This window comes from Desulforhabdus sp. TSK, assembly GCF_022836495.1.
Taxonomy (GTDB): Bacteria; Desulfobacterota; Syntrophobacteria; order Syntrophobacterales; family Syntrophobacteraceae; genus Desulforhabdus.
Window position 1 is genome coordinate 34,228 of sequence record NZ_BQXM01000005.1, and the last position, 12,908, is coordinate 47,135.

The following is a 12,908-nucleotide window of genomic DNA, read 5'->3' on the forward strand; positions in this document are numbered from 1 at the left end:
ACCGGTTTTCAACAAGCCGTTAGAGCCGTTTGATCCTGACGGCGCGCAGGGACCCGTCTGCCTGTACGACAGCGCGCACCTCCACCGAGTTGCCGGGCGCCGGGTTCTTGTCCATACGTGTGCCCGAATCCACCGCAAGGGCAACCCCATCGAGAGCCCACCTTCCTGTGAGCGTTCCCTTCAAGCGTATATTGGCCCCGGCGGGGACAGCAGCTGCCTTTCCGTCGGCGCTTCGAGCACCCTGAGCAATCCACCGGGAGATTCTTTCCGTGTCCTGGTCGTTGAGGTATGGTGGACCGTCCATGGGCATGCGGGGGAGGGACACGCCCTTGATGGTCCGAAACAGGAGGCTGATTTCGGGATATCCCGGGATGACGATGGGACGCTCCCAGGCTGCCAGAATGGCGGTATAGTTGTCCAGGCGAATCCCTTCGGGGGGTGTGCCCAAGCTCCCTTGGGCCATGTGGCACCTGACGCAGCGTTTCTGGAATATGGGGGCCACATCCGTATACCGGAGAGGGGCCGAGGCCGATGTCTCTCCCGATGGGGAAGTCCCTTCCTTCCTGGCCTCTTCCTGGGGCCTTGCGGATTGGTTTTCGCCGATGGGAGCGTCGATGGCCCCGGTTGCGATCCATTGCTCGATGATGGAAGTCTCCTCTTCCGTGAGCCACGGCGGGCCGTTCATGGGCATGCGGGGCTGGCTGTCGCCGCGAATCCTCCGCAGCAGCTCACTTTTTTCAGGAGACCTGGGCACGACCGCCGGTCCTTTGCTCCCTCCAGCCATGAGACCGGCATACGAGTCGAGACGAAGATTGCCCACAGCCTGAGGCCCTGTGTGGCACATGATGCAGCGCTGCTGCAGAATGGAATTCACCTGCTCGTAAGAAGGAGCTGCGTTCAGGACCTGAGGCGACGGCGAAGCTTGGGATGCAGGGGGGGTGTGAAGCCGGCCGGATACTTCTTGAACCAGCAGAAGTCCTTCAGCTGCGGAAGCGGTTGCATGGATCGAGCAAACAGCCCAGAGGCTGAGCCCAATGAGTCCGAAGATTCCTGTCGCTGCGGAATACAAACGTTTCATGGCTGACTCCCATACAAGGGGTTTATGAATCCTGAGGGGGAGTTCGACAGGGGGACTGGCTGAATAGCCATCATCATCGGTGTGAAGTCCCTGGCCGTGCACCCTTTGTCGAATCGCGTGGTAACAGACCGCCCACCTTCCGGCATCCAATTAGAGTAGACCACGACACAGACGGGGATACTTACCGCTGCTTCCTTCCGGACCTGACGGGGTTCATATTCGCCTGTTGCGCAGTGTCCAATCGACACCAGAATTAGAAACGGCCCACCCACTTGAACCCTTCAAAGGGGATTCAGCCCCGCTAAGCGGATTTCGGGTTACAGAGCACCGCTAACTCCCCACCTAGCACGACCAAGGGCATTTTCAATGACAATCGAGGGTTTTTACTTAACAGTTTTTTTCGGAAATTGCAATGAGCATTGACGAAGGCATGCGGCCGGGGAGCAACGCTGTGGAGAAGGATCGAAAGCAGGGCACCGGTTGAACAGCGTTCCAAGCTTGCGCGTATGTACATTTCAGATGACTGCGCGTAAAATCTGCGGCGGTATCTCATGGGATATGCTCGCATGAACGGGATGCCTTCGGGCAAGCACTTTTTGCCATGAGGACCTGCTGTTTCAAGGCTTTATCTGAGGGATGTAAACGGGATAGAGACACTGATGCCCCAGGGCCGGACGATCCAGGAGAGGATGATTGTGCAAACAGACGAAAAAATACGTCAGAAGCTCCTTGAAGCCTATGAGAGTCTACCGCCGCCGGAACAGGCGCTGGTGCAGCTCTGCTCGGTGATTTACGAACCGGTGAGCGTGGGTGCTTTATACAAAATATTCCGTAAGTCGGGCCTGAGCTTTCCCGGAGAAAAAATAGGCTCAATCAGGGCACTGGAGCCACACCTGCAAAGTCTGAAGGAGCTCAGGCTCCTCAATGACACCTTGCAGGTCCCACGGGAGGTCATCGAGATCGTCACCCGGCGAGCAGTGGCCGCCGGTCGCATCTTCACGGCCGGCAGTCTCCTGGAGGGGATCGAGTCCAGGGAGGCATGGACCGACAATCCGCGCGGCAGCCACTGCATCTCCTGTGGCAAGGCCGCCCGGGACCATGCATTCATGCCCGCGCCGGGGCCTCTGTGTCCGGCGTGTGCCACATCGGAGATCCAGATCGCCGCGGCCGAGGAGAACCTGCACGATTGGTCCGTGGAGCGCATTCTGACAGCCCTCTCGCCCGAGGGAGACCTGAAGAGCAGACTGACCGTCATCTGGAAGTGCAACGAAGCAGAGCGGACTGTCATCAGGGATATGGACAAGTTTCTGACTCTCCTGGTGCAAAACCTCGGATACGTGGACCCGCATCCACTGGCCCCCACAGTCCGGGAGGCGGCGCTCCATGCATGCACCCGCAGGGGGCCAAGGATTCTGCCCTTACTGTTCAAGGTGATCCAAAAAGAGCCATGGCAGTTCTATGCTAATGTCCTTGGAGCCATGGTGCTCATCGCATCGGAAAAACCCGAGGTCCATACCCTGGTGAAGGAGGCGGCCAATGATCCGAACCCTGAAGTACGCCGCCATATCATATTTCTATTGAGTCATTATCCACCATCATGGGGTTTCCGGGTCATCGAGCAGCTGAGCAGGGATGAGGACTCTGCCATTCGGAAGATGGCCAAGGATGCTCTGACTGTTTTGAAGTCCAAACAAAGGAGACCTTTCTCAGCCCCCTTCGCGGCATTCGGAAGCTCTAATCTCACCTCCAAATACTCCATGAGATTCGGGCCGCTCGTTCGAGCGGTTCATGAAGAGCTGCCTTTGGCCCACGGTTACTCCTCTTCCTACAGTGTGGCCGCCGCTCCGCGCATCTTGAGAGACTTTCGCATTGGCATCTATTCTCAGGACATGCACCTTTTCCGTGCATGCCTGCAAGACCTGTACTCCCTGCACAGCAGACTGCCCGATATTGACGTTTCCATGGCTCAAATTTGCAATGATCCTTTCGATACGGCGTGGTTTGCCGGCCTTCCCACAAACGTGCGGATGGCGCTTCTCTCTGCTATCTTCAGGCAGGCCGTGATCCATCTGGAACCCGATGCCGAGGCCCTTGCCTTCACCCTGAAGGATCCCCTTTTCAAATCGGCGCCTCGGTTCGAAAGGGCGGCCCTGCTCTATGACCTGGTATCGCGGCTCATCCTGGGTGGCAGACTCGACGACGCGCGCAGGATCATCCCTGAGATCGATGGACGCGATTATACGGGCGGCTTGATGGGCTGGGTCCATTTTGTCGAGGGAAAAATCAATGACGCCATCGGGTCTTTTGAAGCCGATCTGAAGGAGTTTCGCCGCAGGTGTGGGAAGAGAAACATAAATTTCACAGGTACGGGGGGGCTTTTCTACGTTCTGGCTCTTCTGAAATCTGGAAATATCGACCTCGTGAAAAGAGCTGAGCAACTGGTGGGCTGGTCCCTTGCCTCGATGGACGACTCGGACTTCAAAACGTCCCCCTACAGATCGCTCAAGGGAATCATTTGTGCGCAGAATCTTAAAATGGAAGAGGCGAAGCGGATCCTCGAAACTGAATCCAAGGCCGGCGGTGTCATCCCGACTCTTTTCAACGCCATAGCGGCTTACTGGGTGAACGGCCGGCTCTCCAGGGAAATGATCGAGCGGCTCGAGCCGATATTCCAGACTGCCGGGCAGGTGGGAATGGATTGGGTGTCCATGGAGTGTGCGGCACTGCTCATACGCAACAACAGGGCCACGTCGATGCACCGTGAATTTCTCGACCGGGTCATCAAGCAGAGCGGCATGCGGCCCCTGGTGTCTTCCATCGAGGCTGAAGAGCCCTGGCAGAAGGGGCTGCGCGCCATTTTGGAGATCGCGGGCGCATCCGAAGAGCCCGTTGTGCAAAAATCCACTTCGGCAACAAGGCTGATCTGGCTGGTTGGCTATTACAGCGGGAGAGTGTCTCTGCAGCCCCTGGAGCAGAGGACTATGCCCAAGGGCGGCTGGACCAAAGGTCGTCCCGTGGCCATGAGCCGGCTTTTCAATCGCACCAAGCTGGAAAACCTCGGCCCGCAGGACAATGCCATTTGCGCGGCCATAAAGCATGAACGCTCCTACTATCACGGCGACACCTACACCTTTGACATGGACAAGCTTCTACCCTCCCTTGTGGGGCATCCGCTGCTTTTCATGGAGCAATCCCCGTCCGTACCCGTAGAATTCGTAAAGGGCGAGCCGGAGATTCTGGTGACCCAGTCTGGCTCGATGCTCAATATCAGGTTTGCAATCGAATTTGGGGAAGACCGGGTCGAGGTGATACAGGAAACACCCACCCGGTTCAAAGTCATCGAATTCACCGACCAGCATCGGCGCTTCGCGCAGGTCCTGGGCAGTGGAGGCCTCTTTGTACCTGCCTCAGGCAAACAGGACGTCCTGAAAGCCATCTCGGCACTTTCTTCCCATGCGCTTGTCTACTCGGAGATCGGAGGCAGGTCCAAGGATGTGGTGGAGGTCGCCTCCGACCCGACGCCTCATGTGCACCTGGTCCCATCGGGGCACGGGTTCCGGCTGGAGGTTTTTGTGAAGCCCTTCAAAGAAGAGGGGAGCCCATACCTCAAGCCCGGCGTGGGAGCGACAAACGTCATTGCGGAAGTGGGCGGGAAAAGGGTGCAGACCCAAAGGGATCTCAAGGCTGAAGAGAGGATGGCCGACGCTTTGGATGCGGCCTCTCCCACGATTTCGAGACTTGCCGATTCCGACCGGCAGTGTCAGCTCGAAGACCCGGAGGATTGCCTCCAGCTGCTCCTGGACCTCAAGGCTTTGCAGGAAGAGGGTCAAGTGATTGTGGAATGGCCCGAAGGGGAGAAATTGAAGGTCACCCGCGAGGTCCCCATCGATCGGTTCCGAATGAAAATTCGCGGCAGGACGGAATGGTTTGAAGTGAGCGGCAGCCTGCAGGTGGATGATGACCTGGTAATCGATATGAAGCGTCTCCTCGAGCTCGTCAACACAACGAGCACGCGGTTCATCCCCTTGGAGGAGGGACAATTCCTGGCTCTGACCAGGGAATTCCGGAAGAGGCTCGAAGAGCTGAACGCCTACGCCGAAAGGAAAGGGAAGGAAGTCCGCCTGCATCCCCTTGCCGCTCTGGCCGTACAGGACCTGATCAAAGGTATTCCCAACCTTGAAGTGGACGAAGCCTGGAAATCACGGCTCGAACGTATCCGGGCCGGTCAGGAGATCAGCCCTCCCGTACCCTCGACGTTCAAGGCCGAACTGAGGGACTATCAGCTGGAAGGCTATTGGTGGATGACTCGGCTGGCTCACATGGGGATCGGTGCATGCCTGGCCGATGACATGGGCCTCGGGAAAACCATCCAGGTGCTGGCCGTCATGCTGCAACGGGCCTCTCAAGGTCCTGCCCTGGTCGTGGCTCCGACTTCCGTGTGCTGGAATTGGCTCGCCGAGGCTCACCGCTTCGCCCCTACCCTCAACATGGTGCAATTGAACGCCATGAACAGGGAGGAGCTCGTCAAGGGGCTCAAGCGCCACGATGTGCTCGTTACCAGCTATGGTTTGCTGGCCCAGGAAGCGGAGCTCCTGGCCGGCATCGAGTGGAGCCTCATCGTTCTCGACGAGGCGCAGGCAATCAAAAACGTACTCACCCAGCGATCCCAGGCAGCCATGGGGCTCAAGGGAGGCTTCAAGATCATCACGACGGGCACTCCCATCGAGAACCACCTTGGCGAGCTGTGGACCCTTTTCAACTTCATCAATCCTGGTCTTCTGGGATCCCTGCAAAGATTCAACGAGCGGTTTGCCGTCCCCATCGAAAAGTATAACAATCGGGATGCGAGGAAGCGTCTGAAGAAGCTGATTCAGCCCTTCATTCTGCGGCGGCTCAAATCCCAGGTTCTCGAGGAGCTGCCTCCCCGCACGGAAGTGGTCCTGCAGGTGGAGATGAGCCCCGAGGAGACCGCCTTCTATGAAGCTTTGAGGCAGCAGGCTCTCGCAAGGATCGAGGCCGATAGCGCTCCACTTGCCCAGAAGCACTTGCGGATACTGGCCGAAATCATGAAGCTGAGGCAGGCGGCCTGTCATCCGCGCCTGGTTCTGCCCGAGACTCCCCTGTCGAGCTCAAAGCTCGAGCTTTTCGACGAGGTCGTATCGGAGCTTTTGGAAAACCGGCACAAGGCTTTGGTCTTCAGCCAGTTTGTCGGGCATTTGAGTCTCATTCGGGAATATCTGGACCAGCGGAATATCGGCTACCGCTATCTCGATGGGAGCACACCGCCCAAAGAGCGGAAAAAGGCGGTGGATGCCTTTCAAGCGGGAGAAGGGGATCTGTTTCTCATCAGCCTCAAGGCGGGGGGATTGGGGCTCAATCTCACCGCAGCCGATTACGTCATCCACATGGACCCCTGGTGGAACCCCGCCGTCGAAGATCAGGCTTCCGACCGCGCCCATCGCATCGGGCAGCAGCACCCGGTGACTGTCTACCGCCTGGTGACTGCAGGCACCATTGAAGAGAAGATCGTCAAGCTCCACCAGGAGAAAAGAGACCTTGCCGGAAGCCTCCTCGACGGGAGCGATATCAGTGGAAAGATCTCGGCCGAGGAGCTCGTGCGGCTCATCAGGGAAGCTTGAGGAAATACGCTGGGTTGATAGGCTCAGTCTGGATCATTCCCATCCTCATGTCTTGGGTCCTTGCGCCCCGTGCCGCTGTTGAGAAGCCTCCCAGCGGTCCAGCAAGAGACATCGCGAGGGGGGAATGTTCAGGATGTCCCGCAGGGTGGGGAGCTCTCCACCCGGGGTCAGATGCCGCCAGCCGCCCAGGTAGACGGGTTTTTGAGGGGAGAAGATTTCGCAGAGACGCATGATTGCCTTTGCCATGTGGATCTCCCGTTCGGCCCATAAAGGGTCTATTTGCGACGCATGAAACGCCGTGTTCTCGGGAGAGCCGGGAGCGACTCTCGCCATAGCGGCGGCTGCGGAATCGTAACTGCGGGATACGGAACGGGGATTTGGAGGGAGCGAGAGCAAGATGGCAAGGTTCCTGGGAGAGAGAAGCTCCGGCCAGGATGCCAGCCACTTGCGGCTGAAGCGGGAGTAATCGACGGTAAAGATTCTGCTGCCCGTTTGGGCGGCATAGCGGGCGGCCGCACGATATTCCGAAGGGAGCCCGATCTGCCTGCGAACGGCCACGATTTCCGGGTGGCGCACGGCGTATTGCCATGAAACGCGCGCTTGGGCGCATGCCTCCTGGAGGTTCCCCATGAGAGTCCTCTGCAGAGTGCGACGATGCCGCAGTCGGAATCGCAGCCCGTATGGACTCAATTCCACGAAGACGCAGTCTGGTTCATGGCTGCGCAGGAATCGGCCCAGTTCCCTGAATCCTGCTGGGTCGTTGTGGACGGTGCCCAGAAGGATCAGGCCCTGGAGAGCCGCAAGACCCAAAGCCTTCATTTCCTCTACAGAGGACACTCCCTGGGAGGGCACCGTAAAAGCCCGGAAAGGGTTAAGCCCGGTCGAAGCCGTTTGAATTGCATTAAGCTCCCTGGAGCATGGGATTCAGGAGAATGGGATGAAGCTCCTGGAAGTGGTTGATGTGCAGATGGGCACTGAGAGATTCATTTTTGTAGGCCGCGAAGAAGACCCCCGTTGCCGTTGCCAGTGCCTCGTCCACGGCGGAATCCCCCACATAGAGAACTTCCCGGGGCGAAATACCGAAGGTATTCAGGATCTTTTCCATACTCTCGGGATGAGGTTTGGGATGACGCACGTCGGCGGCTGAAACCACAAGGTCGAAAAATTTCTCGATATCGAAGTGTGCCAGAAGCTCCCGTGTGGAAACCATCCGATTGGTGGCGAGGGCGGTCTTGAAGCGGGATTTGGCAAGGGTCAGGATTTCCACCAGTCCGGGCTCACGGCGGAGATAGGCGTTGAAGGCGCGAAAGTCGATCTTCTGAAGATATTCCCACGCCGCTTGGAAGCGCTCTCCATCCCCCATCAAGTACCTGAGGGATTCGCCTACAGGGTACATGTGGATGAATTCCTCCTGGTCAGGTGTCACCGGCGGCAGGCCGACACGTTCCAAAATGTGACTGTAGAACTTGACATTGGCTTCCTTCGAATCGAAAAGGACCCCGTCACAGTCGAACACGATGGCTCGAAGCCGCATATCCCCAAGCTTTGTAGAAGCGTTTGTCTTCATGCAGTGCAATTCTCCTTCTGTAGATACTTATTAACTATAATCCTTTATGATCGAATCGCATGGAATATTTTGACATGGCCACCCAAACCCTGAGGAATCGAAGCCTGTTGAAAAACCTCCCGCACTTCCGGGGAGTGGGCCGGGAGGGCGCGTTTTCGGATAGGCGCGTCCGGCGAACGGCTGCCGCGCGAATCTCTCCGGCACAGGGTTTCAAGGCTTTACAAGCCCTTTGGTATGGAATAGAGTCTCCAACTGTTGAGGGATTTGCCGACTGTGCGGCGCAATCCCATAGCTGGAGCCGGGAAACACCTGATTCATCCTCCACCGGGGTGAAATCGTTGTCTGCGTTTTTCCAGGGTGGGGGCTTCCGGATGGTTTCCATGCACCGGCGGGAAAATACCACCAACCTGCCACCGAGGCCCACCGTTTGCCGTCAATGCTGTTGGCTTCGCGTCACCCGGGTGAAAACCGGGGTCCAGAACGCCGCTATTTTCCTGGATTCCGGCTTTCGCCGGAATGACGCAAGTTGGTTCAGTCAACAACATTGCCGTTTGCCATTGCGGGGACTGCCTCGGTGTTTATGATGGGAATTTCATATGGACTACCGGTTCGATTATCTCGTCATTGGAAGCGGCATTGCCGGACTCTCTTTTGCGCTGAAGGCTGCGCGCACGGGTACCGTCGCCATTGTGACCAAAAAGGACAAGCTGGAAACCAGCACCAATTACGCCCAGGGGGGGATTGCCTCGGTGCTGGGGCCGGATGATTCCTTTCAGCTCCACATCCAGGATACCCTGACGTCCGGCGATGGACTCTGCCATGAAGATGTCGTGGACATGGTGGTGCGGTGCGGCCCGGAGCGGATTCAGGAACTGGTGAGCATGGGGGTTTTCTTCAACCAGGGATCGGCCGGGACTCCCGCCTTCGACCTGGGAAGGGAAGGGGGGCACAGCCGCAACCGTATCATCCACGCTCATGACCTGACGGGGCAGGCGGTGGAAAAAGTCCTTATCGCCACTGCTGAAGCAGATCCCAATATCGAAATCTTTGAAAACCACCTCGTCCTGGACCTCATCACGCAGCATCAATCCATCAAGGCCGGGTCCATTTCCCTGCAGCAGCAGAATATCTGCCGCGGAGCCTATGTCCTGCGTTCGGAGACGGGGGAAATCTACAGCTTTCTGGCCAACGCCGTTCTCCTCTGTACCGGGGGGGCGGGCAAGGCCTATCTTTATACGAGCAATCCCGATGTGGCCACGGGAGACGGCCTCGCCATCGCGTATCGGGCGGGAGCCGAGTTGGCAAACCTCGAATTCGTCCAATTTCATCCCACCTGCCTCTACCATCCCCTTGCCAAGAACTTTCTCATCTCCGAGGCCGTTCGCGGTGAGGGCGGACGGTTGATCGACAAGAGAGGGCGGGCTTTCATGGGCGCTTATCATCCCCTGAAGGACCTGGCCTTCCGGGATATCGTGGCCCGGGCCATCGATACGGAAATGAAGAAGACGGGGGACGATTGCGTCTTCCTCGACATCAGCCACCGGGATGCGGATTTCCTGCGCACCCGGTTTCCCAATATCCACCAGAAGTGCCTTTCCCTGGGGATCGATATCACCCGTGACCCCATTCCCGTGGTGCCGGCGGCCCATTACATGTGCGGAGGGATCCTGACGGACAAGAAGGGCAGGAGCAGCATCGAGAACCTTTACGCCATCGGAGAGTGTGCCTGTACGGGGCTGCATGGGGCCAACCGCCTGGCCAGCAATTCCCTTCTGGAGGCGATGGTCTATGCACACAAAGCCGCCCAGGACTGTGCAGACCAACTGGATGGATGGCGAAGCCGGACTCTGCCGGAAGTCCCGCATTGCTTCCGCAGCAGGAATGAAAATTCAAGCCTGCTCAGCGAGATGGTGCTCATTACGCACAATTGGGACATCATTCGAAGGTTGATGTGGAACTATGTGGGCATTGTGAGGACGGATAAAAGACTGGCCCTGGCTCAGGCGCACATGGCCCAGATCCGCATGGAAATCCGTGAGCATATGCCCCATATCCCCGTCAACGCCGACCTCATCGAGCTGCAGAATCTGGCCCTGGTGGCGGAGCTCATCATCCGCTGCGCCATCGAGCGAAAAGAGAGCCGCGGGCTCCACTACAACCTGGATCACCCGCAGAAGGACGATGCAAACTGGCTGAAGGATACCGTTGTCGTTCGACGCCAGACGGAGGAATTCGTCTGTGCGCTACAACCCAACGACGCGCTGGGACCTCAATGAGCTGCAGGGGGCTCGACGGTTTCCGCTTCCAGGATCTGGCTGGGGGCGGGAGCCTCCAGAAGTGCCCGCGGGTGCTGCTCCACCCTCATGGTGAAAACCCCCCCCATGAAGCTGATTTCGTAGTTGCTATTGGAGAGATTGACGTTCTTGAAGGCGTCCCTGAACTTGAGAAACTTGGCTTTGATTTTGCGGTAAATATAAACGGTTCCCGCCACACCCAGGCCCAGGGTGCCTAAATATACCCAGAGGGGGGTGGCCAGCACCGTTCCGAATACGGTCAAAAGCCCCACCAGTCCCAAAACCAGAAAAATCTGGGCGCCCATGATCAAATAAAAATACTGGATGCCCTGATTGATGGTTTTCTGCTCAGCTTCCTGGGGGCTTAAAGGGGTGCTTGCTTCGGATTCTACAGGTTTTTGACGACCTCGAAATAAACGACGAAACCACATAGGTTGCATTTCCTCTCTGATGGAACGACTTACCTGGGATCTTGCGCCTCATTCATGGGGTTGGGCAGCAGGGGAGGGGGAGGATCCCGCTGGATGAGCATCTGCTGCTCCACTCTAAATTTCTCCAGGTGAAGCTGATTTTCCAACATCTGCTTGGACAGTTTATAGCGCAGGTAGATGATCCACGTGATGATGAGAGCCAGGAAAATGGACGTGCCCAGGAAGAACCATTTGTATTCCCTGATGGCGGTTACCGTGATCGTGGCGAAATCCCCGAGAAAGTTGGGAACCATCCAGAGCAGCAGAACGCCGAGGACGATCAGGAAGCCCATGTAGTAGATGGAAACACCTCGGAACGAATGCAGGATGTTTCCAAACTGGTTCTTGTGGAGGCCCATCTCGCCGCCTTCCGTGTCCGGGAGCTCCTCCTGTTCTTCACCGTAAAGAAGGGACAGGTAAACTCGAACCAGAAAGGAGACCAGCAAAATCAGCCCCACGGGAATGCCCACCGCAGCGGAGACCCAGGCTCGAAACGGAAAGGGCGCCGCTTCAGACTCGAGACGGACCTGGTAGTTGGCCAATGGGCCGAAGTTGTTCTCGAAGACCATCTTTTCGTAACTGGTCAGAGCGGTCCCGGCAGTCTCGTAAACTTTCGTGCCGTTGGTATCCAGAACGATCACACGCGACTTCTGTCCCGCCTGGCTGGCTGAAGCCATGTAAATGAGCAGTTCCAGTATCAGGAATGCCACAACGCTGATGGTCAGGACGATCTTTTGGTAACGTGTTCCCTCAAACAGGTCTTGAAGACGTAATTTCTGTGACATGGTTCCCAATTCGCGAATCAAACGAAGAGAATGGTTGAAAAAATCCTACCGCCAATGCCGAATCACCTTCATTTTCTTACATTTTCCGAGGTGTGACGGACGTCAGCTCCCTCTACCTGCCCCGTCGGATCACACGCCGTAACGCTAACATCCGGTTTCGGCGGAGTCAAATGAAAATACCCCCGTCGGGCTCAGTTGGATTCCCGAATGACAAGACCTTCCATGTGCTCTTTGCGATTGAATTCGGCGGCAAAACGCTGCGCCTCGTCCCGACTGCCGAAAGATCCCACCAGCACACGGTTCCACCGTCCGCTGCCGCTCAGATCGAGGCTTTCCAGCCGCGAATCGTAGCCCTTGGATTTCAGCTGATCCAGGAGCTTTTGAGCGTTCTCCAGGTCTTTCAACGATGCGATGAGCAGGGTGAAATGCTCTCCCATGTTCTCGGACGGGCCATTTGCCGGCTGGGCTTTGGCCACTTCCGCCTTTTCCATTTTGGCGGCGGGGGCTTCTTCAGCTTTGGGCTTGGTGGCGGGCGCTTCCTGGTCCGCTTCTTTGGATGAGGGCTTGACGGCTATGGCTGCAGGGGGAGACTGCCCCTTGGAGGGAGATTGAGGAGGGACCTTTCCCCCACCCGCAAGATCCTGGTAGTACCTCAAAGATTCCACCATCTTCCTGGGAGACTCCCATGTTTCGGCGGCATTTTCGGGCGGAGGCGTCGGCTGCCGCCCCAGGCCGAGGAAACGGAGAAATTCAGCCTTGTACGACGTGTCTTTGAGGTCGATCAATGGAATCCCCCGTCCCACGAGGATTCCGAAAATGAACATCCAGGTGATGGTGAGGATCAGGCCGAGGGAGTAGAGTACCAGCTGTCCGAGGCTCCATTCAAAACGATAGCGCCTGGGCTCTTTTTGCGTTTCCGTCTGACGTGATGGGCTTTCTTTCAAAGCAGGTTCCAGCATGGCCCCATTTCCTCTTCAGCATTCCCTCGGTATTGGAAACGCGAACATCCAGGAGAACCGGACGCGCCTGCGCATCCATGGCTCATCGCGGTGTCTCCGCCGGCGGAGGCGGGTCC

8 protein-coding genes and 1 other RNA gene are annotated in these 12,908 nt (G+C 57.4%); 2 read left to right on the forward strand and 7 right to left on the reverse strand.

Annotated features, from left to right (window positions below; all coding sequences use genetic code 11):
* Positions 1-19: 19 nt before the first annotated feature.
* Both MWC30_RS04505 and ffs read right to left on the reverse strand, forming a co-directional pair.
* Positions 20-1,078 (reverse strand): c-type cytochrome domain-containing protein, encoded by a 1,059-nt coding sequence (locus MWC30_RS04505; RefSeq protein WP_244082963.1) that lies wholly within the window; start codon positions 1,076-1,078, stop codon positions 20-22.
* A gap of 94 nt (positions 1,079-1,172) precedes the next feature.
* An RNA gene (ffs, locus tag MWC30_RS04510) (signal recognition particle sRNA large type) lies at positions 1,173-1,429 on the reverse strand.
* Between the two features lie 344 nt (positions 1,430-1,773).
* Between ffs and MWC30_RS04515 the strand changes: the two genes are divergently transcribed.
* Positions 1,774-6,717, forward strand: a complete 4,944-nt coding sequence (locus MWC30_RS04515) for an SNF2-related protein (protein WP_244082964.1) — start codon at positions 1,774-1,776, stop codon at positions 6,715-6,717.
* A 45-nt stretch (positions 6,718-6,762) separates the two neighbouring features.
* On the opposite strand, the gene MWC30_RS04520 is transcribed toward MWC30_RS04515, so the two are convergent.
* On the reverse strand, positions 6,763-7,527 hold the full coding sequence (locus tag MWC30_RS04520; protein WP_244082965.1) for a hypothetical protein: 765 nt from the start codon (positions 7,525-7,527) through the stop codon (positions 6,763-6,765).
* Between the two features lie 91 nt (positions 7,528-7,618).
* Positions 7,619-8,284 carry an HAD family hydrolase gene (locus tag MWC30_RS04525; protein ID WP_244082966.1) on the reverse strand — a complete coding sequence of 222 codons (666 nt, stop codon included), beginning with the start codon at positions 8,282-8,284 and terminating at the stop codon, positions 7,619-7,621.
* A gap of 596 nt (positions 8,285-8,880) precedes the next feature.
* Here MWC30_RS04525 and nadB point away from each other — a divergent pair.
* Positions 8,881-10,560, forward strand: a complete 1,680-nt coding sequence (gene nadB, locus MWC30_RS04530) for an L-aspartate oxidase (RefSeq protein WP_244082967.1) — start codon at positions 8,881-8,883, stop codon at positions 10,558-10,560.
* Here nadB and MWC30_RS04535 read toward each other — a convergent pair.
* The 3 genes from MWC30_RS04535 to MWC30_RS04545 all read right to left on the reverse strand — a co-directional run bounded on the left by MWC30_RS04535 (position 10,554) and on the right by MWC30_RS04545 (position 12,792).
* Positions 10,554-11,009: a hypothetical protein gene (locus MWC30_RS04535; RefSeq protein ID WP_244082968.1), complete on the reverse strand. Its 456-nt coding sequence runs from the start codon at positions 11,007-11,009 to the stop codon at positions 10,554-10,556. The genes nadB and MWC30_RS04535 overlap by 7 nt on opposite strands.
* A 29-nt stretch (positions 11,010-11,038) precedes the next feature.
* Positions 11,039-11,833: a hypothetical protein gene (locus MWC30_RS04540; protein WP_244082969.1), complete on the reverse strand. Its 795-nt coding sequence runs from the start codon at positions 11,831-11,833 to the stop codon at positions 11,039-11,041.
* Between the two features lie 191 nt (positions 11,834-12,024).
* Positions 12,025-12,792, reverse strand: a complete 768-nt coding sequence (locus MWC30_RS04545) for an SPOR domain-containing protein (RefSeq protein WP_244082970.1) — start codon at positions 12,790-12,792, stop codon at positions 12,025-12,027.
* Positions 12,793-12,908: the final 116 nt, after the last annotated feature.

What these genes read in the sequence shown, in the direction of transcription:
- MWC30_RS04505 (WP_244082963.1), bottom strand. Translation starts at nt 1,078, where the DNA reads ATGAAACGTTTGTATTCCGCAGCGACAGGAATCTTCGGACTCATTGGG.
- MWC30_RS04525 (WP_244082966.1), bottom strand. Translation starts at nt 8,284, where the DNA reads ATGAAGACAAACGCTTCTACAAAGCTTGGGGATATGCGGCTTCGAGCC.
- nadB (WP_244082967.1), top strand. Translation starts at nt 8,881, where the DNA reads ATGGACTACCGGTTCGATTATCTCGTCATTGGAAGCGGCATTGCCGGA.
- MWC30_RS04535 (WP_244082968.1), bottom strand. Translation starts at nt 11,009, where the DNA reads ATGTGGTTTCGTCGTTTATTTCGAGGTCGTCAAAAACCTGTAGAATCC.
- MWC30_RS04540 (WP_244082969.1), bottom strand. Translation starts at nt 11,833, where the DNA reads ATGTCACAGAAATTACGTCTTCAAGACCTGTTTGAGGGAACACGTTAC.
- MWC30_RS04545 (WP_244082970.1), bottom strand. Translation starts at nt 12,792, where the DNA reads ATGCTGGAACCTGCTTTGAAAGAAAGCCCATCACGTCAGACGGAAACG.